Here is a 26,764-nt window from a genome sequence, read left to right on the forward strand (position 1 = left end):
ATTCCCGTAATAATTGTACTAGCTAAGGCTAAAAGGCAGAGGGTTATTAGTGAGGGAAAATATGAATACTCAAAGCACACAACAATATCATGAATTCATTCGAAGATTTTTTACTTTATTCGATGAAATAAAAAAGGAAGACGACCCAATTTATAATTCCAGAGTTGGTTTTAATGCAGTAAAGTTTCTAATAAAGCACCCCATCTGGAATTTGGAGACAGATGAAGACAAAAATAAAGCTTATGAAGTTATTCTTCCAGAGCAGAACAAGATAAAGAAAGCCGAACAAAAGCTTGAAAATGAAGTTAAAGCAAGGTTAAAAGAGTATGTTGATGATATTGCAGGAGTTTCAATATATGGCGATCACGCAAGTATTACACTGGGAGATGACAAAAAAGAGTTTAAAATCAGCGAGTTTTTAAATAGTGACTTTTGTCAGAAGAAAGGAATTTCGGGATTTTCAACGCTGCATAGTGATGGAAAGAGCGGAATGCACGGTTTTGTTGCCGAAGAAGGAGAGAAAAGAATAAGGCATTATGTTGTAACCGATGGTTCATATGAAATGACTTTGAATTGGCATGACAAAAATGGAAAAAAATGTACTATCAAAATCAAGATTGATAAAGATGGTGTAGATCTCACTGAACGTAATGGTGTTACTGAGGAACAATTAAAAGCAAACACAGATGTAAAAATAGGTGGCTTATTCCTATATCAAATACAATTCAAGGAGAAAGGACAAGAACAAGAGAATCAACAATCATCTGAAACTTTCATAGAAAGTGATATTAGTAAAGGTGTTGGCGTTCAAGCTACTCAAGATCAAGAAGTTGAGTTTAAGCATGCAACGACTAGCACTACAAATTCTAATAACGCATCTGCTAAAAAGATTCCACCGTCACTGCCACCTAGAGCTAGTTCATTACCTAATAATCAGAAAAAAGATGAGTATCAGCCAATACGGATTAATAGTAGAAATAACTACAATTCTCCATATTCTGATGCTTCTTCAAGCAGTACTATTTTCACCAAGTCTGTAATCTACAATCAAGATAATACACAAGAGGATGAACGGTATGACAATCCTACATTTGCTACATTTGGACATGCTGTACCTGGAAGCCGAAAATCAGATGAAAGTGAGCAAATATCTAATAATCGGCAAAAAGGTGCAATTTTTGATCCTACAACTACTGAAAGCGCTGCACCAGTACAAGACGTTGCATTCAAAAAAGTTAAAGATGCATTTAAGTATGAAAACGCTAAAGAATCACGCAATACTGGAAATAAGCAACCACTAAATGATGTAGCTTCGATTCTTGCATGGAAAGCAAAAAATGAGTTATTACGTAGTGAAAGTGAGTATGATGAAGAATTTTCTGACTTCGAAGATGGTTGGAGCGATAACGAAGATGAGTATATAACGCTTTCAAATCCTCAATCAGATTATAAACAAGAAAAAGATTATCTTAGCACTAAGGAAAACGAAGAAAGAGGAAACGATAAACAAAAAGAAACCGAAGATAAATTACAAGAAAATGAATCGCTAGAATACAGCTTAACAGACATAAAAACAAACGACTCAGGTTACTCATCTCCAACTTACGCTAGCCACTATAATTTTCAGGTCAATTCTGAACAATTAGAGAAGAGATTAGAAACCATTGAACCAAAAGATACATTGGAAAAATTGAATAAAGGATTGAGAGAACCTTCACACCAGGCTACTAAAGATTTATTCTCAGAAAGTATGTTGAAAGAAATAAAAGAAGGTAAAAAATATGACCCTGTACGTAAGTTATTAGAAAGAAAAGTGGCAGAACAAGAAGCAGAACAAGAAAATGATAATACTAATCTGACTATAGACAAAAATAGCGAACTATATAAATTGCTAGAAAAAGATGCAGCACAACTGAAAGCTGGAATAGTAGAAGAGGAAAGAAAAGATACTTTAACAGAACGCAATGATAGTCCTGATCGCAATAGAATTGCATTAGCAAATAGAAATAGAATCTGGGCTAAACTTATTGCTGAAGAAAAACAAAAAAAGGACAGTGGTATTAGTTGTAATAGTTTAGACTTAATCTGACAAGCATGAATTATCTGACAGAAGAATCGACGAAGTCAAAACCGATATCAGAATCTGCTTTAATGTTATCAATATTTTTTTGGTAAGCAATATGCATACTGTCAAAAAAGGTCTGCATAGGAGTCTTACCGTAGCAATACTTACCAGAATGAGGTCTAGCTCTATTGTAAGAATGCAACCAATGATCAACATCTAACTGAAGCTCTTCCAAAGTACTATAAATCTTTTTCCTAAAGATAATATTGTAACATTCGTCTTGCATAGTTCTATGAAGCCTTTCACATATACCATTAGTCTGTGGAGAATAAGCTTTGGTTCTAGAGTGATCAATATTTTCTATTCCCAAATATAGCTGGTACGCATGATTCCCTGGTTTGCCACAATACTCCGTACCTCTATCGGTTAAAATGCGTAGCAATGGAACTTTCTGTTCATCAAAAAATGGTATAACTCTATCATTGAGAAGATCTGCAGCTGTTATGGCAGTTTTCTCCGTATAAAGCTTAGCGAAGGCCACTCTAGAGTAGGTATCAATAAAAGTTTGTTGATAAATTCGTCCAATACATTTGATATTGCCTACATAATAGGTATCTTGACTACCTAAGTATCCAGGGTGTTGTGTCTCAATTTCGCCATGTGCCTCTTTTTGTTCCTTAGCTTTTTCTAAAGCAGTAACTTGCTCCTCTGTCAAAATTATACCATCTTGTACTACCTTCGCTTCCAGCGCTTTCAATCTCTTTTTAAAATTTTCAAGATCGTTTCTTTGCCATATTGATCTTATCCCGCTAGCAGATATTAGAATTCCTCTCTTTTTCAGTTCATTTGCTGCTCTTTCTTGTCCATATGCTGGAAATTCTATTGCTATTTCAACTACTGCTTTTTCTATATTCTCTGATACTCTATTTGCATATAATGGCTTACTTTTACTTATCTCATGTAATCCCTCTTCTCCTCCTGTTTCATATAGTTCTTTGAATCGGTAAAATGTATCTCTCGAATATCCCATCACTTTACATGCCTGCGATACATTCCCTAATTGTTTTGCAAGTTCTAGCAATCCTAACTTTGGTTTTAATATTTTTTCTTGTGTTGTACTCATATCTGACACTCCTTTAAAATTTGTTTATATTTTTATCTTACTCTATTCGCTTGTCAGATTAAGTCTAAACTATTACATCATTGGCTGCGTTCTTACAATGAGACAAGGCCTCATTCAGGCAAATATTGCTATGCCTATGCAAACTTTTCTTGATAGCAAACAAATTGCTTTTCAGAAAAATATTAGTAACATTAAACAAAAGACTGATATTAGTTTTAACCACCTCAATTCTTCTGTCAGTTAATTCTCACCTGCAGATTAAGTTGTGTCTAGTACAATTTATATTAACTCCCTCTAGAAAGCTAGATGGATTTTCCATTGTACAATCTGACTGTCTAATAGTCTTACCTAACTCTTTAAAAGCACTACTATTTCTTTCGAAATACCCATTTTCTATAGCTGTCAAAACACTTTTCCCACCTAACAGACAACTCTGCCCTAAACTTGATTTATTCTCTAACTTGTTAAATCTTACTTCATCGACAAGCCTCACTTCTATTTTATTACTATCTTTCTCATTAGGACATAGATGAATACTGATCTCTCCTACTTCAGTGGTAAAAGACATTTCAATGATATCTCCCGAGAACTCTGTATAATTTCTCCTTCCTCCTATATTTTCAACTCTAATTATACTGTTTCCAACTTGAAGTATACCAATGTTTAGATTTAAATCTTTAGCTTTTTGATTATTTAATATCCTTGCAACTTCAACAATACTATTTTGTGGATAATCTATGCAAAAATATCCATTATCTATTTCTAGTTCAAAGTCATATTCATCAATTTGCTCACTTTTATTCATAATACTTTCAAATGCTAATTCCTTAAGCTTTGAAAGGTTTTCGGATCGTTTACTCAAAGTGTCTACATCTGAACAAATTATGTTCACAAAATCTTCATGCTCTTCGTCGCTCGATCTATTTAAAGATGCACCTTCTGATATTACCTGAAATATTTTTCTCTTGTGTAAGAACTCATGAATTCGAGTAGTGTCAGCAGATAAATATAGCTTTTGAAATGTGTCAGCTATACGATCTATCAAGGACATACCAGATTTATATGGAAAAGTGAACATTATTCCTTGTTCCAGTGCTGCGCTTATAACTTTATCAAGTTCTTTTTCGCACTCCTCATAATCTTCTTCGCTACCAGAGTAACCTAAAATGTCTAGATAATCATGAATCTTATTTATTTTTTGCCAAATACTTTCATACTTTTCTTCTTCTCTTGTATTCAGCTTTACCTTTGTTAGAGAAAAAGAGTCTTTTTGACGCATTAAAAGAAAAGTATCTTTTCCTTTTTCTTTACGGGTTATCTCGTCAGTATAGAATAGTTGACTGTAACGCCTACCAAACCCTTCATCATAATCAGGGCAAGGGCTAATATTGTCACTTTCACTATCTGTTCCATTCCATACTCCAATCTCGTAGTCAGTATCTTCAGAGTCTTTATCTTCACTTGTTCGATAATCTTGATTGTTCTCTAATCCTTCGTATAGCCGGGTTGATTCTTGATCATCGCTACTTTCATTATCAGCTTCATTCCATACTCCAATCTCGAAATCGATATTTTCAAGGTTTTTATCTTCACTTGTTTTATCATATTGATTATTTTCTCCTTCTCTACATAGCCAGGTTGGTTCTTGATCATCATTATCTTTAATACACCTGGTTTCTACTTCAGGTATAGACTGAGTTCTCGCTATTTCTTTTCTTACGTTTTCTTTGTTTATTTCATCTGCAAGAGACACTTCATTACTAATATAGAAATTTTTCTGTTTTAAACTCTCGTTTTCCTTCTGCAGGCTACTGAATTCTGCAAATAGCTCTTTATACTCTGATAAATAAATACACAATTGATCTCTTATATCATTAAGTTCCTTCTTTTTTTCTAGTATCTGATTTTCATAATTACCTTTCAAATCCTCTATACTGTTTATCAGCACTGTACTTTCTTTTCTTACTCTGTTTAACTCAGCTTCAGTCAAATCCAGTTTTTGCTGTAACTCTTCATTTATTTTGTCTGTTAACTGAATTTCATTCTTTGCCTCTTTTAATTGGTTATTTAATTTCTTAATTACATCACTTTTGTTCTGAGTTTCTAATAATAATATTTCTACTTTCTGTTTTAGCTGTTCGATGTCTTGATCATTTTCAGTTAAACTTCTTGTACTTTTTTGTAATTTAACTTCAAGCTTTTTAATTTTCCCTTCTAGGGTTTGCATTTCTCTGGTAAGTTCACTTACTTCTTCGTAATACTCTTCTACTCTTTTCTTATAGTGTTTTTGTAACTCTACATTTTTTTTAAGATCAAAATTTTCCTGTTGTAGATTTTCTATTTTGCTTTCTAAACTATCTATTACTTGATTTTCTTCACTGCTAATCTCAAATACTTCTTCAGGAAAATGTGCAAATTTACAAGATGAAATGCCTTCAAGGACGTTACTACCAAATAAATTATATTGTACTACCTGCTTCGAACTAAACATACCTATACCTCCTACTAAAATAAACAAGTAATATATTGTATGCGCTATATATCATAAATACAATCGGTTTGAATATAATCTATTTACTAATTCGTATTGTGAATTTTTATAGAATAGATTTAGGTGTAAAATATTATGATACCATTAAAGTAGATGGATAAAGCACAGTCTTTTTGAGAGGATAAATTTAATGAAAAGACCATACTAATTAGTGTTATAAGGAATTTGATCATTTACTCTTTCCAAAAATCACAAGAAAGTACCTACCTTCGTGAGAACAATTTAAATAAAAGCGGCGTTGTGTAAATAAGAATGTGAAATTGTTGTAACAAAGTTATACAAAACAGTTCGTATGTATTGCGTGGTAGACCAACTCATCCCAAAATAAACTCTTCTCACGGCTATTGGTTTTTAGCACTAGAAATGGTTGAATTGTTTAGATTATTAATAATATATAATAATAAATTAATATTAATTTATTTAAGAATAACGAAGAAGAATTAAGGCAAATTTATAGAAACAATACAACTTGAGGCCAATATTACCCCTAGCATCGTAAGCCTTAAACATTCTTTTTAATTAATTTTTTATAGCCTTCCTTAACCCTACTCTTTCTTCATTAAAAATCTTGCAATTCTGGCTAATATATGCTTTCATAAAAAATGATGCTACTATTAACTTGGTGGAGGTAAGATAGTCGTGAATGAAAATGAAAAAAAGTTTATAAATTCAGTTTCAGAAAGTGACCCAGATCATGCTGTAAAGCGCTTTCAGATTAAGGAATGGTATGAGCCATTTGGGGAAAAAGTCTTAATGAGTGCAGATCTTTCTTATGTTGCTGAAAAGCTAAATAATTTCTCAGATGCTAAATATTGGATGCACAGGCAATCTGGTGATTTTATTCTCAATAGAGCCTCTGTTGTAAATGAATTACTTGGCATAAAGAGAACAGACGATGAAGATCTATTAGATGACTACGACAGGTATCAAGTTGTTTGTTGGCTTTGCTCAGAGGAAAGTATACGTAAAAATTTTCCATCTCTAAAGCAATATCAAGGCGATTCAGAGTCAGAAGGGGAGTTTGTTACAGACACACTGAGTAGGTATTCTAGGCTGATGGAGTTCTGGTCACACTATATTCAGATAATGGATAAAAATGGTGACCTTATTTCAAATCCTAATGAGGAAATCCTAAATAACTTCAAAGAATTAATAGCAAAATATAATAAGAACTATCATAAAAACTTAGACTATAACACCCAAGTTGACTTATGGAAATATGGGTTTGAATGTGCAAAAAAAGAAGGGTGTATAGAAGCTCTTGAATTCTTTTTAGGTAAATTAGAAGGGAGAATAACACAAGATGAACGTGATGGAATTTTAATTGACACAGCACTGTATACTACTTCCTCGGGTGGTTTCAATCTCAGGCATAGCAATGCTAATGTCATAGACTTTTGTCTTGCTAATCTAGGTGCTGATAAGTATAAGATGCTTCTGCAGAAAGATTTTGAGGTTCGTGGCAATTACTCTATATTAGACGAGTTAGAAGGTAGGTATTTGTTCGGGTATGTAAAAGAGTTAATTAGTTGTTTGGAGCCTGAGAATATCTCATTTGAGAAATATTCTATTCACTTGATTTCTGGGATAGGACGTCAAGTATGTGTGGCGCCTGATAAGAAATTAATGCAGGTAAGAGGTGATTTTTTAACGTGGATATGGGATAAAGAAGGTTTTGCAAAACATAGGGAATACTGTCTCAATAAATTAAGTAAAGGTGATCCTGGATTAATTAATATGTTATCAGAACTTTCCAAAGCTGGTGCATTTGAGCCTTTAGAGAAGATATTAGACTCTGCAACTAAAGCAGGGCGTAAGGAGATAGCCGAGTCATTTCGTATGTTACAGGAACCTTGTTGTGCTTTATACATTCAAGGCAGAAAAGATCTGTTGGATAAAGTTCTTGATGATACTAAATATAGTAATAATTTTGTAAGGGCTATAGAGGAAATTCTAAAACAAAATCCTGCTTACAAACAAAAATTGGATTGCGCGTGCAACCTACATAAGGAATTTAGAATAAAAGAATCTATGACAAAAATCTTGGAATTACTATCGGACTACGGGTTAAGTGATATTATAGATAAGAAAATAAATGAGTTCGAGCAAGCTAATCAGGCTGGTGGTGATGTATCATCATCTTTAAATGATCTGAAGTCTACCGCTTCTATTCAAGCAGACGTATCTAAGTATAGAACACATTAAGGAGTGGCAATATTCCAGATGATAAAAAGGAGTTAATACAGCATCTTTTCGAGGCGAGCACTGCTAATAAAAAATTTCAAGAAAGATTTCAGTCATTCTTGGATCAAATACCAAAACCAAGTGGAGCTTCTGCTGCACCAGAAAAGGAAGGGTTCTTTATAAACTTCTTTCTTGGCATGTTCGCTAGTTTAAAGAGCACAAAACTTGCTGCAAAACTTGAGCTACAAAATTTGCATTTTCGTGAAGTTCAGGTAATTAGAAAAGATTTACATGTTATTGCAGAATTTGGAGAAGATAAGAAAAAACATCTTTTTGTTTTCTCAGAAAGCAAAGGCAAAAAGTCCAGTGCCAATTTGGAGGAAGAAATAAAGAATATAGGCGACAATATAGGCAAAAATGTAGGAACTAAGGTTCTAATAGGTAGAGAAATACTTGAAGGAGAAGAAAAAAAGAAAAAAGAGGATCAGAGGTGGAAGTTTAAAGTCTTAGTAGAACATAAAACAAGTAAGAACCCTGAAGTCAAAGATTTTAAAAAAGTAGATTGCAAAGCAGATGAAAATTTAGAAGGCAGTATAGTTAAGTTAGCTACAGGTGACTTTCAAGATAGTATAGATGTTATTGAAAAGATAATTCAAGAAGCTAAAAAACTTTACTCTGACCTCAAAGGAAAAAATCTCGTACAAAATAGTAGCAAAGAAGCAGCACAACATGGCTTTATCAGTGGTATGTTGATAAACTTTCGTTATCGCTACAACTTGAAGTTATACTTAGAGTTATTAACAGGGAGAGGGTATAGTGATATTATGTTGCTTGTAAGAGGAAAAGAGCGATCTTGGTCAGCTGTTCCTGTGGTAATGGAATTAAAGGCAGAGGGTAATGTAAATAATGCATTAACAGAAGCAGAAAGTTACGCTAGGGGATTGCGTCGTAATAAGATGCGCTTATTAACAAATGCTGATAAAGCTATTTGTATAGGTATTAACCTTAATGAGCAGAAAAAATCATATAAAATTTCTGAAGTAGCATCTAAGATAAAAAGAAATGAAGAACCTATTATGCAATCCTTGTTTAATACGGTTTATAGTAATGAAGATACTCAAAATAGAATGGAAAATCTATTAGGCCAAGTATACTACACGTTTCCTTCAGAGCAATATACAAGAGATTACTTAAGTAGGTTCTTACTTGGACAGTTGCCTTTAGTAAAAAAGCCTAAAAAGGCAAAAGATATAAAAGTATGCTTATTTAACCACTCAGAAGCAGATATACAGGACCGTCTTACTACGTACATGATTGTTATTAAGGAACAAATCAATAAAAGCAAGATATTTATTTTTCATGTACAGGAAGCTGGTAGTGAAAAATTTAAGTATAACAAGTATTCATTTACTGAAGAAATATTAAATAAAATTGGTCCCAAACAAGGAGAAATTAGACAAGTCACTCAGGTATATGTAATGGGTTATGGAGAAACCGGACCTAGTCAATCAGCACCTTCACCTGGCACTTTTTATCAAAATAAAAACTTAGTAAAGGTTGAAAATAAAGATTCAAGGGAATACTTTGAAGGAACTTTTTCTTCTCAAGGGAGACAAACAAGATCTATCACATCTAAGAATAAGTTCAAAGGAGAGGTGCAACTAATCAATCCTGCACCTAAATTAATTGATAAATTTAGAGAATCAATAAATTATCAACAAAAAGGATTAAGGGAAGAAATTGAAGGAAAAGAGAAAGAGTTAGAAAGAAATGACAATAAATTTGAGTTAGGTGCATATAAAAACTTGTTTGATGCAGTTAAAGAGTTAATGTGTGATGAAAATGGGAAACCAAAACAAAGTCTTGTATCAATGATTAGTAGTGAAAACAGGTTTAAAGCTTTTTTAGATGGGCTATTCACTGGATTAAGTGATTTGGATAAAGATAGAGTAATTGCTGTACTTACAGAATTTCAAGTTGGAGAAGGAGGTAGAGTTGATATTATGGTACAAGTTGTAGATAACGAAAATCCTGATGAAAAGAAAAAGATGGAAGAGCTAACAGAATCTGTATCTGTGGGGTTTGAATTGAAGTACTCTGAAACAACAAAGGAGGCAGCTAGTGAAAAGTTAAAAGAAGCAAATAATCAGATAGAGGGATATGCAAGATCTCAAAATATCAAATCAATAACAGAAGGTGACAAGGTAGCGTTTATTGGAGTTGTTTTCAACAGCAATGCTGATAAAAGAGATAATTTGATACTAGTAAGCGAAAAGTTTATTGTGGCTGGTGTTCCGCACAGCTCGATAGAGATTATGGGTGGTAAATTATCTACATCAGCATCGGAAATAACGTTAGGGGTAGCTAAGCTAGGTGTTAATGAGCCAAGTACATCTAGAGGAGTAAGATAATTATCATTAACAATAGTCATAGCTATTAGAAGAGTTGGTTAAAGGAGCAATTAATTTATAACTGGTAATCTTAATACTGTTTATCCTGCTAGCGCTACTCGATTAAAGAATCAGTTACCAGGAACTACTTGCGGGACAGATGACAAACCTGAATCTTGTTTAAGTGGTGTAACAGTGAATAACCAATTAAAGAGATCACCAGATTTTAAGCTATTTCTTCCTGAAGTTGTTTTATTTCATCCACCGAAAGACCGGCAATCCGAGCGATAACATCTATAGAGACACCGGCCTTGAGTGAATTTTTAGCTGCTGCTATTTTAGCCTATTTTTCGCCTTCTTTTTTCCCTTTTTCCTGGCCGATTTTGATGGCTTTTTTATCCATGAGCTGTATTGTTGTAACATTGTATAGTGAAATTTTCTGTTATCCAATCTGGTGCTTCTCTACCCTTTTCCCACTTAGCAAATCTCATCTTTTCCTTCAGGTAATATTCTCTGTAGGCTTTTATAGCGCTACTACATTTATATCGATCAGGGAGTGCTTGCACGAAAGCTTGTATATCGGTTGACTGAAAAATGAGGAAATTCTTGTTACTATCACACCAATCTATTACTTCCTCTGACTTATACTTTCTTTTGTATCGCCAGGTATACTCCGTACATAACTCTTTTCCATACTTTATCAACCAGTGAAAGTTTCCTTGTGATTGTCTAGCCCATAAAGAACAAGGATGATTGTTGTGAGTAAGTTTATATGGAACTTCTATGTTTTGGTTTGTGATACTGACAAAAGGATTTGGCATTTTTAATGCTGTTGAAAAAACATTACTCAATAATTGAGCAGTTTCTAATGGCATTTTTACTATATGCTTATCACATAACATTTGTGCTGAAATCACTGGGCTTTCATCTAATATAAAGATATTCATCTAGTAGCTTAAGTTTTTGATTTCATCAGCTGTAAGGCCAGTAGTTTGAGCTATGATATCAATAGAAACCCCTGCTTTAAGTAGATTCTTTGCAACTTCAATTTTCTCTTCTAGTCTACCTTTTTGAGTAGCATCATCAAGTTTTTGTTCCAAGATAGCAGCTTCTTTCTGTAAATCCATTACTCTTTCTTCATAAGCCATTAGGTCCTTTTCATTCCAATGAAACTTATCTAACTCATCATATGCTAGCTTTATTATTGGTGACTTTTCTGCTATTTTTCTTAAATCTTCATCCGTAGTTTCTTCTGCATATTTGAAGAAAAAGAGCCAACGATCTACTACATTTTCTAGCTGATCTTCTCTACTTTTAAGAAACTTTGGTAACTCAATGAAGATAAATTGAAAATCTTTTAAATCATGCTCATTAGTTTTTTCATCTCTTATGGTATGGCTAGATATATAATCAAGCTTATCAGGAAATAAATTACAGTTAGAAATAGCAATAAAGAAAACCTTCTTTAAATCAATGTACTTACCACCTTTATCAGCCTGCCTTGAGTAAGCCTTAGCAGCATAAAGTTGAGCACGTTTCTCAAAGCCTTTATCACGAGCGAGCTGCATTTCCGCAATGTATCTATTTCCAAGAGAATCCTTACAAAGGACATCAACGATACTCTGTTTATCAGAAGCAATCTCAGGATTCATAATGGTGCTAAGGAATTCAACATCTTGAATAGTATTGACTCCAGTGAAGCCCAAGATATCATTTAAAAAATGGATAAGGATATTCTTATTTTTTTCAGTACCGAAGATTTTCTTAAATGTTAAGTCCAATTTTGGATCGAGGAACTTGGAAAGAGCCATGAGAAAGTAAGTTAAAAAGCATTAGTAATTATACACAATTCTGAAGAAATATTCAACTTTTTTATATTGAAATCTTATTTTTTTAAGCTTTGAGAAAAAATGACCTTCAGAGGTGGGCTTAGAACCGCATTCTCTGCTTTAGACGTCCTTTGTATATCTTTTATCAACCCTTCTGTAAAGTACCTAAAAACCCCAGCTCATGAGTTTAGTGGTCATACCTATTTTAAGTGTGAAGTTCTCATTTTAGCTTGTCACGGCATAGGCATTTAATATACTAGTTTTTAACAGGCATCTGAGAGTATGTGAAAAAGAGTAACCCTGCAAGATACAAAATAGCACAAAAGGTAAGAAACTGGAGGTTAAGAAGAGAATGTACCGTAAAAGATCTAGCAGACAAAACAGGTATAAGATATTATACGCTGCTAAAATATGAACAAGGGGTACAAGGTATTCCAACTGAAGACTTAAAAAGACTAGCGGATGCATTATCAATTAAGGCTGGAGGTCTATTTCCTAGACAAAAAGTACTAAGAGAAAACTGTTGTTTTGATAAAGCCAAGGAACAAGCAATATACAATCTCATGGCACAAACAAGAGAACGCAAGGCAATTTATGCATTGACCCAATCTATTTGAGCTGAAGAGGAAAGTGATGTCAAAGCAGGATTTGCTAATTATATAATCTACCGAGCAACAGGCTTATCAGCTGATGAATATGAAAATAAAGAAGAAAAAAGTTCTAAGCATCGAAGCAAAAGACAAGAGATGAAAAAGTGGAGATGGTATGAATAAGTATTGCTTGGTTGGAAGCAAGAGAAGATAATGACTTCTCAGAGTGGATAGGTGGCAGGTTGGATATTTTTCTGAAGCACTTTCTGCTCAGGGAGTAGAAAGAAGACTTCGTAGGGGAGATTAACTGCCCCTGCCACCGAAAATCATCGTGAGGCTCACAAAATGTGATGACCTCGTATAGGAGTTTGGAACAACCGGCAATATTCTACTCTGATATATTGAAATATGCAATTGGAGGAAAAAATATGCGTCACATTGGAGTTGATTTACATACCAATAGTTTTACTGTTTGTTCCTTACAGGAAGGGAAACCTGAGCATATTCAAACGTTTCGCTTAAAAGACTTGGATAATTTCACCAAAGATCTTCAAGAAACAGATGAAGTAGCCATAGAAGCAACAGGTAACAGCTGTTTCTTTTATGATGCAGTTTCACCTTACGTTAAACGCATAGTAATAATTGCTCCTGGGCAGTTTGAAGTTGTTCGTCGCTCTGTGAACAAAACAGATAAGCATGATGCACGAGCTATTGCTTTCTTTCTCAGCAAAGATATGTTGCCTGAGGCAAGGTGCAAAAACAAACAATGCCAGCAGTTAGCTTCTCTTCTTCAAATGAGAGATCAGTTAGTAAAGTCACGGGTATCTTTAATCAATAAAGTTCATGGTCTTTTTAATTACCATGGAATAAAAATTAAAAAAGAAGTACTTACAACTAAAGTAGGATTTGAACGTGCTACTCAAAAGCATAATTGGGATCCTTTAGAAAAAGTTGAAATTGAAGTGATTAGCTATCATTTAGAAGCTATCCGAGAAAGCCTTAAAAAGCTTGAAAAGGAAATTATAGCTTTCGCTAAACAACTTCCTGGGTTCAGCAATCTTATCAGCATAAAGGGAATAGGTCCAATTTCTGCAGCTGTTTTTATTGTAACAATTGGAGACATTAATGATTTCCGTAGACCTGAGAAACTTACTGCATATTTTGGAGTTGTGCCAAGAGTTTCTCAATCTAATCAGCAATGTACAATTGGAAGAATTACCAAACGAGGGTCAAAAATAGCGCGTACTTCTTTAGTTCAATGTACTTGGATTGCTGTACGTTACAGTCCTTACTTGAAAAGCTTTTATGAACATATAAAAAAGAAGCGTGGTTCTGCTAAGGCTATAACTGCTACTGCTAGGAAATTTCTTATAACTATTTTCTACACTCTTAAAAATAACTGGGTTTTTAAAGATTTTACAAAATTTGAAATTTTTACTGGACAATAATCATAGGAGAATAATACAAGGGTATACGCAAGAGGAATTAGCGAAGGAGCTTGGTATAGGAGGTCCACAGATACATTACTATGAACAAGGAAGCACCATGTTCGGTGAGAGGTTATGGGAAATAGCAAGAAAATTATCAGTGAATGCTGAAGATCTGGTAACGGAAGAAAATTGTTGTGGAGAGGAAGATACAGATAGTGAAGAAGAAAAAGAGCTATTAAGCTGGGCGAGAGAGTTAAAAAAAATTAACACTCAAGAATCACAAGATGAACTGGATATATGGGTAGAATTTTTATCCCAAAGAAGGCAAATTTACAAAGAAAAGATTGATAAAGTAGAGTCAATCAAGGTTGTGCATAATCTACTTATACTAGGTATTTCCATTGATAATATTTCTCAAATAACTAGCTTGACTGCTGAGGAAATTGCGCAACTTACGCTCCCAACGGAATTAAAACTATGATAATTTATATAATATATTATGATATAGATAAAAATAGTTAATTTATTAAGATTTCTCTGAAGTTTTGCTTGCGGCTTTTTCTTTTACCGGTTCAACCGATACATCTTGAATTTCTTCTTCCGGCTTAGCCAGTAGAGTTGACTCTTCTTCAGATTCTGCTGCTAATTTGCGTTGTTTGATAACTTTCTTCAATGTTTTGACTGCGATGAAGTTAATACTGAAAACACATGCCGAAGTTATGGCTAAGGCTGGAAAAGGGGCCAAATTGAACATCGGCAAAATTGCCACAATCGTACCAGAAGTCAGTAAAAATGCCAACTTCTTGCTCCCGACTATCTTGTTTTTCTTGGACTTTATGGGGTTTAATTTTTTTATTTTCCCTTTTAGCTTTTTGAAGCCTTTTTTGAACACGTTGCCTCTTTTCAGCTCTTTTTCTACGGGTTTCGTTTTTAAGCTTTTTATTTTTTCTTTTATTCCTTTTTTATCTTTTTTTGCTTTAGAGGTTACTTTCGAGTATAGGTTAGGTTTCACCACAATTTCAGAGAGCGGTTTTGGCTTATTATTTGAAATTTTAGCTTCTTGCCCCTCAGTATGTTTTTTGGGCGAAACTATGTTTTTTAAACCTTTCTTTGCTTTGTGGTATAATTTCTTTAGTTTGCTTGGCATCGTTTATAGTTCAATATTGCAAAATCTATCTATTGCTTCCTGGTTGTCCTCTATCATTGCATTTGCCTCCTGCTGTAGAAATTTAATATTTTTAGGTATTACATTATCCATCTCAGCCGATGCTATTGTCAGTTGTGATTGAATTCTGATGTATCTGTCGTCCATTACGTTACCTAGCTGGTAATTTACTACATCAAGGCTCGAAGCAAACATCACATTTAATAGGGGCTTTATCCATGCTATCTTTCCTAATTTCCTGTACTTTATTCGATTAGAGAGTCTACCTGTACCAATTGACACCAGAACGATTTCTTCATTAGGAAAAAGTTTTTTACTATTCGCATACGCACAAGCCGCTGGATTATTGGCAAATACTCCTCCATCTATTAACACTCTTTTCTCTTGCTTAACTTCTAAATACTTAGGTGCAAAGTATGTTGGGGCTGCTGTTGTGGCTCTGAGTGCGTCTTTCAACTTGATAAAATTTTTATCTTTCTTCCAGCTCTTAAAGAAAAATGGGCAGTTATTGTGAATATCATAACTTGTAATTATACCAATTCTCATTATTAATGAACCAAATAAGAAGCATTGCAGAGTTGTTTAACCGTGGAAGGGGAAAGAGAGGTAATAAAATTACACAAAGCGCTCTCAAGCAGAACAATTGTATTGTAGATTTTATTGCGTAAAATGTTCTGTTTTATATATAACCAAAACCTCTCAACAGGATTGAGTTCAGGTGAGTATGGCGGTAGGTATATAATTTCGATATTTTTAGGTACCTTTAAATTTTTTGACTTATGCCAACTAGCGCAATCCATCACGAGAAAAGCCTTTCGTATTCCTAAATATTGCGACATCTGTTCAAGGAATATATTTATACAATCAGTGTTGACGTTTGGTGCAAATAAGCTAAAATTCTCTCCATTTCTGGGATTAACTGCACTATAGAGATAAAAATTTTCCCTACCTAATTTTACCTTAATCTGTGTCCTACTGCCTTTTTTAAACCACCCGTGTACAACTTTTGAATGTGTACCAAACCGTGATTCATCGAAGAAAAACAGCTCTTTTTCAGAATGCATGACAATAGTTTCATTGAGGTTTTTTTTTAAACTCCTCTTGCTTATTTTTATCTTGTCCACTATGAACTGGTCTTGGTGTGATATATGAGAATTTCATCCTTTGCATATTACGATGTATTGCAGATTTGCTGATATTCAAACCAAATCTTTCTTGGATTCTTATTCTCATTTCTCTAATAGTAATATTGGGGTTTTCCTCTATCCACACCTCAATTTGTTCAAGTTGACTTTGGTTCAATATAGTTTTTCTACGGCGTTGAGGTGGAGAAAATAATTTTTCTTCTCTTCCAAATTTTATGTGCTTTATCCATGTAGTAATTGCCTTTCTCGAAATGCAACATATTTTTGCTACAGCTGTTATACTGTGCTTTTTTGCTGCAATTACAGCATTTAGTTTTTTTGCAACATACGCATTATTTCTTACTTTCTTCAGCATCTCTTTTGCTGATTCCAACACTTTTTCATCCAATAATTTTGATCTTAATGCCATCTAAACCTCGCTATTTTACTTACTTCAGTATGGCTTTTTTTCCATTATTGTCTATTCGTTGCTTGTATAGCGGGAATTGGTATAAGGCGCATAATCTCTTCATTTTCATATAACCCTCATACAAAAAAATATATATAATGCACAAGTATATAACCTTTATATTAAAAAAGGTATAACTACATGTCAAAAAAAGTATAACTATAAAGTTAGGAAAGCGCTACTTAGATTTTTATATAACTATGTTTACTATCTTATTTGGTACAGCATACATAGCGCGAACTTTGCTTTGATCGATCCTGTTGGACACGGAGTCTATTGCTATTTTCTTTAATTCTTCTTGAGATAAGTCAACTGCCACTTCGATTGTTGCACGCAGTTTTCCATTGATCTGAACTGCCACAGTCACCATGTCATCAGTTAGCAGTGACTTGACAGCTTGTGGCCAAGGCTTTAGATATAGCATACCTTCGCCTCCTATTTCTTGCCATAAGTTTTCAGCGAGGTGTGGTATAAATGGCTCAATTACTCTGATTAGTATACATATACCTTCATCAATAAGAGATTTTCCATTTTTCACATCTATTTCAGCTATTAAATTTGTCATTTCACGGAATTTTGCCACTACACAGTTTAATCTGCAGCTTTCCAAGTCATCTGTAAGTCCGTGCAAGAGCTTATGTATTTTTTTTCTGTATTCTAAAAGTTGACCCGTGACCTTACCCAGAAAAAGTAGATAGAAAGTTAAGACGTTTTTGCTATGAGAATGATGAATCAAAAAGCTCAGGAATGCAATAGTTAATAGTAGAATGTCTACGCTGTTTATTATAAAAAATTTCTATATATTCAAATATTGCGGTTTTAGCTTGTTGTGCAGAGTGTTGTGAAGTATCAATGAGTAACTCTCTCTTAAGTGAACTAAAAAAGCTCTCTGAAACAGCATTATCATAACAACAACCTTTGTGACTCATACTAGAAGTAATATTTTTTGTACTTAGTAAAAATTGATAATTTTTAGAGGTGTATTGCGATCCTTGATCGCTATGAAATAGTAGATTTTTAGCAGATTTGCGCCTACCAATAGCCATGAATAACGCATCTATAACTAATTGCCTATTTACTGCATTACTCATTGACCAGCCAATCACCATGCGTGAATATAAATCTATTATTGCTGCCAAATATAACCATCCTTCATTAGTTTTTATGTACGTAATATCAGTTACCCATATCTTGTTAGGTTGATCAGCGATGAAATTCTGATTTAATATGTTAGGAGTTATAACTCTATTGTCTATTTGTGGTTTTTTACTTTTAAACTTTCGTCTAAGCTTAGCTTGAATGCCATTTTTCTGCATAACATTTTGCACTGTTTTGATGTTATAATTTTTACCTAAAGCCTTTAATTCAGCGTGAATTTTAGGAGCTCCGTATCTGCATTGTGATGCTCGATATACCTTCTGAATATCTTGTATGAGCTCTTCTCTTATTGATTTTTTGTTGTTTTTTTCCTTAGTAATCCATTTATAATAACCACAAGCAGATACGTTCAAAAATCTGCATGATTCCCGTATTTTATAGCATTTTTTATGTTCTTTTATAAAAGAATATTTTACTCTTTTTGGTTTGCAAAATATCCCAGGGCTTTTTTTAAAATGTCTCTTTCCCTCGTTACTCTTGCCAGCTCTTTCTTTAAATCAAACTTTTCTTTGTCACAATGAGCTACTTTCCCTTTTCCTGGAAACGCATCTACTCCAGACATTCTATCATTGTATGTTTTTACCCATCTGCTTAATGAATCACCGCTAATACCCAAATCTCTTGCTATTTTTGCTGATGATTGACCTGTTTCTTTTACTAGTCTTATAGCTTCAATTTTGAATTCTGCTGTATATTCTTTTCTTTTTGTCATACCACACCTCTTTGAAAAAACGTTTTATTTTACTTCAAAAACGTCTTAACTTTCTGTCTACTTTTTCTGGGTAAGGTCAATTTCTTCGACAACCGTATCCCAACTGTCACATGCAATACACCTTCCTACCCACCTTCCAGTGCTATGACCGCAGAATTGACATACGTATGCAGTTTTCATAAAAGCCAAAATTATAATTGTAATAAAAATTAGCTAAATAAGTGAAATAAATTTAAATAGAGAAAATTACCAATCACACTTTTTATCTTGTGGTTTTATTTGCAATATTGCTACTAAGCTGACTAATAAGCAAAAAATTACATAAAGCCCAGCAGCAAAGTCTATTTTAGGAAACATTATAGTAAACCAAGTGCATATCATAGGAGTAAATCCTCCATGCAAGGCAAAAGAGATGTTGCGTGATAAGCTAACACCACTAAATCTAACATTAGTAGGAAAAAGCTCAGCAGTAACTATCCCTATAGGATTAATACCCCTCTCGATTATAGAAAGAGCCATCACACTCAACATAATTATTAGGTAGCTTTTATAGTAATATGCAATAGATAACATAGGACAACATATTACCATTGTTATCACTATAAATAAGATTGCAGTACGTTCTCTTCCTGTTTTATCAGCTAAAATTCCAAGCACTATTGAAGATATCGGCATTAATATACTGGTTATAATGAGTACAACTTCGTTGACATACGTTGTTACATAAGTCTCAACCGACACTATTTCTTTTGCAATTGTTCTAAGAAATATGGTAAATCCAACAGCAACATTAACAGGTACAGATATTAAAATTGCAAGTATCAGGGCTCTCTTATAGCGTTTTGTAAGCTCTATTATTGGTAAATTAGGTAAATTTCTTTGTTCTCGATTTTTTTCATACGCTGGAGTTTCTCCTAGTGTATATATACTATATGCGCTTATTAATCCTAAAATGGCTGAAAAAATAAACGGCAGCCTCCAACCCCAAGCGTTAAAATCAGTGGTTTTTTTACAGATGATCACTGCAACCACAGAGAGCAATATGCCAATGGAGCGACCAAAACTTATTATTCCAAAAAACATTCCTAGTTTTTTCTTATTAGGTAAATGCTCTATGAGATAAACAGAGCTACCTCCTTGCTCAGCGCCAAGTGCAACCCCTTGTATCAGATGGATTGTAAGAAGCAACATAGTAGAGGTTATTCCTATTTTACTATAACTTGGAATAAACGCAACGAGACTAGAAGGAATCGATATTAGCAAGATAGCAATCGTTAACGCCATTCTCCTTCCATACCTATCACCAATGTGACCAAATACAGATGCACCAAGTGGTCTTACCATTGCACCCATTCCTGCAATTCCAAACAATTGCAATATGCTGTAGTAGATATCTTTTGCATAACAAAATTCTCTACTAATTATATTAACCAGATCAATAAAGAGCATATGGTCATACCATATTGCGATTCTACAGAGTATTGTTGCAATCAATACTCTTGTTTGTTGATTGTACACTTTGACCTTACCCAGAAAAAGTAGATAGAAAGTTAAGACGTTTTTGCTATGAGAATGATGAATCAAAAAGCTCAGGAATGCAATAGTTAATAGTAGAATGTCTACGCTGTTTATTATAAAAAATTTCTATATATTCAAATATTGCGGTTTTAGCTTGTTGTGCAGAGTGTTGTGAAGTATCAATGAGTAACTCTCTCTTAAGTGAACTAAAAAAGCTCTCTGAAACAGCATTATCATAACAACAACCTTTGTGACTCATACTAGAAGTAATATTTTTTGTACTTAGTAAAAATTGATAATTTTTAGAGGTGTATTGCGATCCTTGATCGCTATGAAATAGTAGATTTTTAGCAGATTTGCGCCTACCAATAGCCATGAATAACGCATCTATAACTAATTGCCTATTTACTGCATTACTCATTGACCAGCCAATCACCATGCGTGAATATAAATCTATTATTGCTGCCAAATATAACCATCCTTCATTAGTTTTTATGTACGTAATATCAGTTACCCATATCTTGTTAGGTTGATCAGCGATGAAATTCTGATTTAATATGTTTGACCTTACCCAGAAAAAGTAGACAGAAAGTTAAGACGTTTTTGCTATGAGAATGATGAATCAAAAAGCTCAGGAATGCAATAGTTAATAGTAGAATGTCTACGCTGTTTATTATAAAAAATTTCTATATATTCAAATATTGCGGTTTTAGCTTGTTGTGCAGAGTGTTGTGAAGTATCAATGAGTAACTCTCTCTTAAGTGAACTAAAAAAGCTCTCTGAAACAGCATTATCATAACAACAACCTTTGTGACTCATACTAGAAGTAATATTTTTTGTACTTAGTAAAAATTGATAATTTTTAGAGGTGTATTGCGATCCTTGATCGCTATGAAATAGTAGATTTTTAGCAGATTTGCGCCTACCAATAGCCATGAATAACGCATCTATAACTAATTGCCTATTTACTGCATTACTCATTGACCAGCCAATCACCATGCGTGAATATAAATCTATTATTGCTGCCAAATATAACCATCCTTCATTAGTTTTTATGTACGTAATATCAGTTACCCATATCTTGTTAGGTTGATCAGCGATGAAATTCTGATTTAATATGTTAGGAGTTATAACTCTATTGTCTATTTGTGGTTTTTTACTTTTAAACTTTCGTCTAAGCTTAGCTTGAATGCCATTTTTCTGCATAACATTTTGCACTGTTTTGATGTTATAATTTTTACCTAAAGCCTTTAATTCAGCGTGAATTTTAGGAGCTCCGTATCTGCATTGTGATGCTCGATATACCTTCTGAATATCTTGTATGAGCTCTTCTCTTATTGATTTTTTGTTGTTTTTTTCCTTAGTAATCCATTTATAATAACCACAAGCAGATACGTTCAAAAATCTGCATGATTCCCGTATTTTATAGCATTTTTTATGTTCTTTTATAAAAGAATATTTTACTCTTTTTGGTTTGCAAAATATCCCAGGGCTTTTTTTAAAATGTCTCTTTCCCTCGTTACTCTTGCCAGCTCTTTCTTTAAATCAAACTTTTCTTTGTCACAATGAGCTACTTTCCCTTTTCCTGGAAACGCATCTACTCCAGACATTCTATCATTGTATGTTTTTACCCATCTGCTTAATGAATCACCGCTAATACCCAAATCTCTTGCTATTTTTGCTGATGATTGACCTGTTTCTTTTACTAGTCTTATAGCTTCAATTTTGAATTCTGCTGTATATTCTTTTCTTTTTGTCATACCACACCTCTTTGAAAAAACGTTTTATTTTACTTCAAAAACGTCTTAACTTTCTGTCTACTTTTTCTGGGTAAGGTCAATATTCAAGGGATACATTTTACCGCTTCAAAGAACTGTATGAAACAGGAGGAGAAGAGGCTTTACACGAGATAAGCAAAAGCAAGCAATTGTATGCAAATAGAGTGTCGGAGGATATAGAAAAAGCAGTAGTTGAAATAGCAATAGAGTTTCCAGCATACGGACAAGAAAGAGCAGCAAACGAACTGAAAAAGAGAGGAATTCTCATCTCTGCAAGTGGAATAAGATCAGTGTGGCAAAGAAACGATCTTGAAAATTTTAAAAAGAGGTTAAAGGCATTAGAAGCAAAAGTAGCTCAGGATGGTATCATTTTAACAGAAGAACAGATAACAGCTCTAGAAAAGGCTAAGGAAGAAAAAGAGGCCCATGGAGAAATTGAAACAGAGCATCCAGGATACTTAGGTAGCCAAGACAGTTATTATGTTGGTAATATCAAAGGTATTGGACGAATTTACCAGCAAACCTTTGTTGATACCTATTCCAGAGTTGCTTTTGCTAAGCTTTACACAGAAAGGACTGCTATCACAGCTGCAGATCTTCTTAATGATAGGGTAGTACCGTTCTTTGATGAACAGAAAGTATCATTGCTACGTGTTTTGACGGATCGTGGTACAGAGTATTGTGGCAGACCTGAAAATCACGCTTACCAGCTATATTTAGGGGTAGAAAATATTGATCATTCTCGAACCAAAGCTCGTTCTCCACAGACTAATGGCATATGTGAAAGGTTCCACAGAACTATGCAAGATGAATGTTACAATATTATCTTTAGAAAGAAAATTTACACCTCTTTGGCAGAACTTCAGTTAGACGTAGACCATTGGGTGCATTCTTACAATAGATCTAGACCGCATTCAGGTAAATATTGCTATGCCTATGCAAACCTTTTTTGATAGTATGCATATTGCTTATCAGAAAAATATTGATAGCATTAAACAGGATGCTGATTTTGGTTTTGACTTTGTCAATTCTTCTGTCAGTTAATTCATGCTTGTCAGATCAAGTCTAAACTATTACAGCTTGGTGTCATTCAAATACATTAGGTGCATTTAAACCTTTTGTATGATTTTCTTCTAACCTTGCAACAATGCTCTCTCTACCGATAAAAATTAATAATTTAGCGAGTTCTGGACCTGTTTCTGTTCCTGTTAAAGCGAGGCGCAACTGCATAAATAGATCTTTTGCCTTTATATCAACTGTCTGTCGAATATTTTTAACCCATTCTGATAACGTATTTTCATTACAATCACCTTGAGGTAATGTGCTTAGTGCTATTTTTATAAATTCTTTATTAATAACCATAGGCTCTATATTGGATTTACATACTTGCCACCATTTGGCCACCTCAGAAAACCTGTTTATGTTGTTTCTTATAAAATACCAAAACTCTGAACCAATTTGACTTAAACGATCTTTCACCATTTCAAATGGCATTTGTTGCAGCACTTTGCTATTTAGCTTATACATTTCACTCAAGCTGAATTGTAAAGATGCTGAGCTAAATTTTTTGATATCAAATGAGTCAATTAAAGGCTGCATATCAATATAAGCTTCTATCGGATCAGATGTTCCAAGTTTTACTAAATAGCTAATGAGTGCCATTGGTTCAATCTCATCTTCTCTTATGGACTTAATATCCAGCCCGCCTTTCTGTTTCGATATTTTGCTATCATCAAAATGTAGTAGAGGAAGGTGAGCAAAGATAGGAATTTTCGCTTTTAATGCTTGAATCATTTGAATCTGAACTGCGGTATTAGTTACATGATCTCCCCCACGTACAACATGGGTTACATTAAAGTCAATGTCATCAATAACAGAAGGTAGCATGTACGTATAAATTCCATCTTCTCTTTTTACTACAGGATCGCTGATATGAATTGTTGCAATATTTATTTCGCCTTTAACTTCATCATTCCATTTTACAGTTTTATTTCTATCCAATTTAAATCTGAAATGTGGTTTTCGTCCTTCTTGCTCATAACGAATTTTCTCTTGCTCAGTTAAAAGCAACGCACCTTTATTGTAAATAGGGGGAAGACCTTGTTTTAATTGCAATTTTCGTTTAGTGTCTAATTCTTCTCTTGTTTCATAACATGCATAAATATGACCTTCTTTCATTAACTGTAAGAACACCTCGTTATAGCGCTCAAAACGCTCTGATTGCTTAAAACTTGAATTCCAATTTATGCCAATCCATTTTAGGTCTTCTATGATATTATCTACATATTTGATATCTGAACGCTCAAGATCAGTATCATCAAAACGTAGTAAAAATTTTCCATTTTGATTACGTGTGTACATCCAACAAATGAGTGCAGTGCGTATGTTTCCTACATGTAGGTAGCCAGTTGGGCTTGGAGCGAATCTTGTTAGCATTTAAGTGATCACTTTAGTTTATTTAATTGTATATAAATGTACTGCTAAAGCAAGATTCTTCTTTGTCTTGGTGTTAGTTGCTACAAAGTACAGCGAACATGAAACCTTTTTGTTAGAGTTCCATGATCTGCCTAAAATACTCTGAAAGCACGGCTTTAGTTATTTACTCTAAATATATTATACGTATACTTGTTATTAAATTAAATTTGAAATGATAAGAAATGAGTGAATTTAAATCAATCCGCAATATTGCAATAATTGCACACGTTGACCACGGAAAAACTACTTTACTTGATAACATGTTAAAACAAAGTGGCACGTTTCGTGAGAATCAAGAAGTTCAAGAACGAGTGATGGATAGTGGTGATCAAGAACGTGAACGTGGGATTACAATACTTGCAAAATGTACGTCAATAATGTGGGGTGATGAGAAAATCAATATCATTGATACACCAGGACATGCGGATTTTGGTGGAGAAGTGGAAAGGGTGCTCTGCATGGCAGATGGTGTATTACTACTGGTTGATGCTGCAGAAGGTCCAATGCCACAGACTAAGTTTGTGTTGTCAAAAGCACTAAAGGCAAATTTAAAACCGATTGTGATAATCAATAAGGTTGATCGACCAGACAGCAGAATTGATGAAGTACTAAATGAAATATATGAGTTATTTTTTAACCTTGATGCAACCAACGAGCAACTAGATTTTCCAGTACTCTATGCTTCAGGTAGAAATGGTTGGTGTGCTAAGGAGCTATCTGATGAGAGAAAAGATTTAAGCCCATTATTTTCAACGGTGATAGATTACATAAAACCTTCTGTTTATGATCAAAATGCACCTTTTGCTATGCTAGTTACTTTACTTGAATCTGATAAATTTCTTGGCAGAATATTGACAGGAAAGATCTACCAAGGAATCGCGCAAGTTAACTCAGATCTTAAGGTAATTGATCTTGATGGTCAAGTGGTTGAGCGAGGGAGATTAACTAAGTTACTCTCATTTTCTGGCTTAAAACGCGTTCCAGTAGAGCAAGCTGTAGCTGGTGATATCATTGCCATTGCAGGACTTGAGAAAGCTTCAGTTTCAGACACTATAGCAGCACCAGAAGTTACAACTGCGATCAGCTCAACTCCAGTTGACCCGCCAACAATGGCGATTACTATAAGCGTGAATGACTCACCTTTTGCTGGGCAAGAGGGAACAAAACTTACCTCAACTGTTATAAAAGATCGTTTATATGCAGAAGCAGAAACAAACATTGCAATTACTGTAACTTTGGCTCCAAGTGGTGAAGCATTTGAAGTAGGTGGACGTGGTGAGTTGCAGCTTGGGGTACTGATTGAAAATATGAGAAGGGAAGGTTTTGAACTTTCAGTTTCACGGCCTCGAGTGCTGTTTAAAGAAGAAGATGGCAAAAAACTTGAACCTATAGAGGAAGTAGTAATTGATGTAGATGATGAGTATAGTGGAATCATCATGGAAAAACTTAGCTTTCGAAAAGGTGAAGTAACTGACATGAGACCTTCTGGTAGTGGAAGAACTAGGTTGACATTTTTAGTGCCATCAAGGGGATTAATTGGCTATCAAGGAGAATTTTTAACTGATTCTCGCGGCACTGGTATAATCAACCGTTTATTTCACAGTTATGCTCCACATAAAGGTTCAATTTCCGGAAGGCGTAATGGGGTTTTAATTTCAACAGACAAAGGCGAAGCAGTAGCGTATGCAATTTTCAATCTGCAAGATAGGGGAATTATGTTTATTAAGCCACAGGATAAAGTATATTGTGGCATGATCGTCGGTCAGCATAGTCGTGACAATGATTTAGAAATAAATGTACTTAAAGGTAAGCAATTAACAAACGTAAGAGCTTCAGGTAGCGATGAAGCTATAAAGCTTACTCCACCAAAAATAATGACACTGGAGGATATGATAGCATATATAGACGATGATGAATTGGTAGAAGTAACTCCAAAATCTATACGTTTGCGTAAGAAGTTCCTCGATCCAAATGAACGTAAACGTGCAGGAAGGGCGAAGAATAAAGAGTAATCAACGTTCCTGATAAAAATCTGGATGCCAGTGTCAGCTACTCGGATAACACCATCATAAAGGGAACCAGTGTCAGTTACTTGAGCAGGTACTGGGATGACAAGAGAAGGCTACAAAGGTGTCATGCAAGTAGCTCATCCAGCTTTTTTATAATCATCGAAAACATTGTATTTTAACATTACTTTTATACT

General features: G+C 34.1%; 20 protein-coding genes and 6 pseudogenes. 9 read left to right on the top strand and 17 right to left on the bottom strand.

Annotation, left to right across the window (positions count from 1 at the left end; genetic code table 11):
- The first annotated feature begins 61 nt into the window (after positions 1 to 61).
- Positions 62 to 2,089, top strand: a complete 2,028-nt coding sequence (locus tag ABWU52_RS04720) for a hypothetical protein (RefSeq protein WP_353276411.1) — start codon at positions 62 to 64, stop codon at positions 2,087 to 2,089.
- A gap of 10 nt (positions 2,090 to 2,099) precedes the next feature.
- On the opposite strand, the gene ABWU52_RS04725 is transcribed toward ABWU52_RS04720, so the two are convergent.
- A complete protein-coding gene (locus tag ABWU52_RS04725; protein WP_353276176.1) occupies positions 2,100 to 3,188 on the bottom strand; it encodes an IS481 family transposase in 1,089 nt (362 codons plus the stop codon).
- 75 nt (positions 3,189 to 3,263) lie between these two features.
- On the opposite strand from ABWU52_RS04725, the pseudogene ABWU52_RS04730 reads away from it, so the two are divergent.
- Positions 3,264 to 3,432: pseudogene (locus ABWU52_RS04730) on the top strand (IS481 family transposase); the annotation flags it as partial.
- Positions 3,433 to 3,435: 3 nt separating this feature from the next.
- On the opposite strand, the gene ABWU52_RS04735 reads toward ABWU52_RS04730, so the two are convergent.
- Complete coding sequence (locus ABWU52_RS04735; protein WP_353276412.1) at positions 3,436 to 5,679, bottom strand: coiled-coil domain-containing protein; 2,244 nt, start codon at positions 5,677 to 5,679, stop codon at positions 3,436 to 3,438.
- 699 nt (positions 5,680 to 6,378) lie between these two features.
- Between ABWU52_RS04735 and ABWU52_RS04740 the strand changes: the two genes are divergently transcribed.
- Entirely contained in the window at positions 6,379 to 7,944 is a 1,566-nt protein-coding gene (locus ABWU52_RS04740) for a hypothetical protein (RefSeq protein ID WP_353276413.1), read from the top strand.
- A gap of 98 nt (positions 7,945 to 8,042) precedes the next feature.
- Positions 8,043 to 10,334: a PD-(D/E)XK nuclease domain-containing protein gene (locus tag ABWU52_RS04745; RefSeq protein ID WP_353276414.1), complete on the top strand. Its 2,292-nt coding sequence runs from the start codon at positions 8,043 to 8,045 to the stop codon at positions 10,332 to 10,334.
- Between the two features lie 205 nt (positions 10,335 to 10,539).
- On the opposite strand, the pseudogene ABWU52_RS04750 reads toward ABWU52_RS04745, so the two are convergent.
- From ABWU52_RS04750 to ABWU52_RS04760, 3 genes and pseudogenes are all read right to left on the bottom strand, one after another.
- A pseudogene (locus tag ABWU52_RS04750) lies at positions 10,540 to 10,710 on the bottom strand (transposase); the annotation flags it as partial.
- A complete protein-coding gene (locus tag ABWU52_RS04755; protein ID WP_353276415.1) occupies positions 10,709 to 11,260 on the bottom strand; it encodes a pyrimidine dimer DNA glycosylase/endonuclease V in 552 nt (183 codons plus the stop codon). The gene ABWU52_RS04755 and the pseudogene ABWU52_RS04750, both read right to left, overlap by 2 nt.
- The gene (locus ABWU52_RS04760) at positions 11,261 to 12,124 is read right to left on the bottom strand and encodes an Rpn family recombination-promoting nuclease/putative transposase (protein ID WP_353276416.1); all 864 of its coding nucleotides are present in this window, start codon (positions 12,122 to 12,124) and stop codon (positions 11,261 to 11,263) included.
- Between the two features lie 302 nt (positions 12,125 to 12,426).
- On the opposite strand from ABWU52_RS04760, the gene ABWU52_RS04765 reads away from it, so the two are divergent.
- The 3 genes from ABWU52_RS04765 to ABWU52_RS04775 all read left to right on the top strand — a co-directional run bounded on the left by ABWU52_RS04765 (position 12,427) and on the right by ABWU52_RS04775 (position 14,643).
- The gene (locus tag ABWU52_RS04765; RefSeq protein WP_353276417.1) at positions 12,427 to 12,759 is read left to right on the top strand and encodes a helix-turn-helix domain-containing protein; all 333 of its coding nucleotides are present in this window, start codon (positions 12,427 to 12,429) and stop codon (positions 12,757 to 12,759) included.
- Positions 12,760 to 13,160: 401 nt separating this feature from the next.
- Positions 13,161 to 14,180, top strand: a complete 1,020-nt coding sequence (locus tag ABWU52_RS04770; protein ID WP_353277694.1) for an IS110 family transposase — start codon at positions 13,161 to 13,163, stop codon at positions 14,178 to 14,180.
- The gene (locus ABWU52_RS04775) at positions 14,158 to 14,643 is read left to right on the top strand and encodes a helix-turn-helix domain-containing protein (RefSeq protein WP_353276418.1); all 486 of its coding nucleotides are present in this window, start codon (positions 14,158 to 14,160) and stop codon (positions 14,641 to 14,643) included. The genes ABWU52_RS04770 and ABWU52_RS04775 overlap by 23 nt, the downstream gene beginning before the upstream one ends.
- Before the next feature lie 45 nt (positions 14,644 to 14,688).
- Here the strand turns inward: ABWU52_RS04775 and ABWU52_RS04780 are convergent, their stop codons facing one another.
- The 11 genes and pseudogenes from ABWU52_RS04780 to ABWU52_RS04830 all read right to left on the bottom strand — a co-directional run bounded on the left by ABWU52_RS04780 (position 14,689) and on the right by ABWU52_RS04830 (position 22,068).
- A complete protein-coding gene (locus ABWU52_RS04780; protein ID WP_353276419.1) occupies positions 14,689 to 15,309 on the bottom strand; it encodes a hypothetical protein in 621 nt (206 codons plus the stop codon).
- A gap of 3 nt (positions 15,310 to 15,312) precedes the next feature.
- Positions 15,313 to 15,861 (bottom strand): annotated as a pseudogene (locus tag ABWU52_RS04785) (patatin-like phospholipase family protein); the annotation flags it as partial.
- A gap of 14 nt (positions 15,862 to 15,875) precedes the next feature.
- Positions 15,876 to 16,881, bottom strand: a protein-coding gene (locus ABWU52_RS04790) for an IS630 family transposase (RefSeq protein WP_353276420.1) whose coding sequence is annotated in 2 segments (ribosomal slippage) — positions 15,876 to 16,418 and positions 16,420 to 16,881 — 1,005 coding nt in all. Because the reading frame shifts where the segments join, the coding sequence is not laid out codon by codon here.
- Between the two features lie 229 nt (positions 16,882 to 17,110).
- Positions 17,111 to 17,596 (bottom strand): annotated as a pseudogene (locus ABWU52_RS04795) (class I tRNA ligase family protein); the annotation flags it as partial.
- A 40-nt stretch (positions 17,597 to 17,636) separates the two neighbouring features.
- Positions 17,637 to 18,515 carry an IS3 family transposase gene (locus tag ABWU52_RS04800; RefSeq protein ID WP_353277659.1) on the bottom strand — a complete coding sequence of 293 codons (879 nt, stop codon included), beginning with the start codon at positions 18,513 to 18,515 and terminating at the stop codon, positions 17,637 to 17,639.
- Positions 18,491 to 18,790 (bottom strand): transposase, encoded by a 300-nt coding sequence (locus tag ABWU52_RS04805; RefSeq protein WP_064085359.1) that lies wholly within the window; start codon positions 18,788 to 18,790, stop codon positions 18,491 to 18,493. Before ABWU52_RS04805 ends, ABWU52_RS04800 begins: the two co-directional genes overlap by 25 nt.
- Before the next feature lie 72 nt (positions 18,791 to 18,862).
- Positions 18,863 to 18,970 (bottom strand): annotated as a pseudogene (locus ABWU52_RS04810) (hypothetical protein); the annotation flags it as partial.
- 66 nt (positions 18,971 to 19,036) lie between these two features.
- A complete protein-coding gene (locus ABWU52_RS04815) occupies positions 19,037 to 20,308 on the bottom strand; it encodes an MFS transporter (protein WP_353276421.1) in 1,272 nt (423 codons plus the stop codon).
- A gap of 46 nt (positions 20,309 to 20,354) precedes the next feature.
- A complete protein-coding gene (locus tag ABWU52_RS04820) occupies positions 20,355 to 20,867 on the bottom strand; it encodes an IS3 family transposase (protein WP_353277731.1) in 513 nt (170 codons plus the stop codon).
- A gap of 47 nt (positions 20,868 to 20,914) precedes the next feature.
- Positions 20,915 to 21,793, bottom strand: coding sequence for an IS3 family transposase (locus ABWU52_RS04825; protein WP_353277659.1), 879 nt, complete (start codon positions 21,791 to 21,793; stop codon positions 20,915 to 20,917).
- Entirely contained in the window at positions 21,769 to 22,068 is a 300-nt protein-coding gene (locus tag ABWU52_RS04830) for a transposase (RefSeq protein WP_064085359.1), read from the bottom strand. The genes ABWU52_RS04825 and ABWU52_RS04830 overlap by 25 nt, the downstream gene beginning before the upstream one ends.
- A 113-nt stretch (positions 22,069 to 22,181) precedes the next feature.
- On the opposite strand from ABWU52_RS04830, the pseudogene ABWU52_RS04835 reads away from it, so the two are divergent.
- Positions 22,182 to 23,130, top strand: a pseudogene (locus tag ABWU52_RS04835) (IS481 family transposase).
- 42 nt (positions 23,131 to 23,172) lie between these two features.
- Here the strand turns inward: ABWU52_RS04835 and gltX are convergent.
- Positions 23,173 to 24,522 (bottom strand): glutamate--tRNA ligase, encoded by a 1,350-nt coding sequence (gene gltX, locus ABWU52_RS04840; RefSeq protein ID WP_353276422.1) that lies wholly within the window; start codon positions 24,520 to 24,522, stop codon positions 23,173 to 23,175.
- 221 nt (positions 24,523 to 24,743) lie between these two features.
- On the opposite strand from gltX, the gene typA reads away from it, so the two are divergent.
- The gene (typA, locus tag ABWU52_RS04845) at positions 24,744 to 26,573 is read left to right on the top strand and encodes a translational GTPase TypA (RefSeq protein WP_353276423.1); all 1,830 of its coding nucleotides are present in this window, start codon (positions 24,744 to 24,746) and stop codon (positions 26,571 to 26,573) included.
- Positions 26,574 to 26,764 lie beyond the last annotated feature (191 nt).

Origin of the sequence: Wolbachia endosymbiont (group B) of Villa cingulata, assembly GCF_964028285.1 — a bacterium.
Taxonomy (GTDB): Bacteria; Pseudomonadota; Alphaproteobacteria; order Rickettsiales; family Anaplasmataceae; genus Wolbachia.

What these genes read in the sequence shown, in the direction of transcription:
- ABWU52_RS04755 (WP_353276415.1), bottom strand. Translation starts at nt 11,260, where the DNA reads ATGAATATCTTTATATTAGATGAAAGCCCAGTGATTTCAGCACAAATG.
- ABWU52_RS04770 (WP_353277694.1), top strand. Translation starts at nt 13,161, where the DNA reads ATGCGTCACATTGGAGTTGATTTACATACCAATAGTTTTACTGTTTGT.
- gltX (WP_353276422.1), bottom strand. Translation starts at nt 24,522, where the DNA reads ATGCTAACAAGATTCGCTCCAAGCCCAACTGGCTACCTACATGTAGGA.
- ABWU52_RS04725 (WP_353276176.1), bottom strand. Translation starts at nt 3,188, where the DNA reads ATGAGTACAACACAAGAAAAAATATTAAAACCAAAGTTAGGATTGCTA.
- ABWU52_RS04720 (WP_353276411.1), top strand. Translation starts at nt 62, where the DNA reads ATGAATACTCAAAGCACACAACAATATCATGAATTCATTCGAAGATTT.
- ABWU52_RS04830 (WP_064085359.1), bottom strand. Translation starts at nt 22,068, where the DNA reads ATGACAAAAAGAAAAGAATATACAGCAGAATTCAAAATTGAAGCTATA.
- ABWU52_RS04735 (WP_353276412.1), bottom strand. Translation starts at nt 5,679, where the DNA reads ATGTTTAGTTCGAAGCAGGTAGTACAATATAATTTATTTGGTAGTAAC.
- ABWU52_RS04760 (WP_353276416.1), bottom strand. Translation starts at nt 12,124, where the DNA reads ATGGCTCTTTCCAAGTTCCTCGATCCAAAATTGGACTTAACATTTAAG.
- ABWU52_RS04805 (WP_064085359.1), bottom strand. Translation starts at nt 18,790, where the DNA reads ATGACAAAAAGAAAAGAATATACAGCAGAATTCAAAATTGAAGCTATA.
- typA (WP_353276423.1), top strand. Translation starts at nt 24,744, where the DNA reads ATGAGTGAATTTAAATCAATCCGCAATATTGCAATAATTGCACACGTT.
- ABWU52_RS04780 (WP_353276419.1), bottom strand. Translation starts at nt 15,309, where the DNA reads ATGCCAAGCAAACTAAAGAAATTATACCACAAAGCAAAGAAAGGTTTA.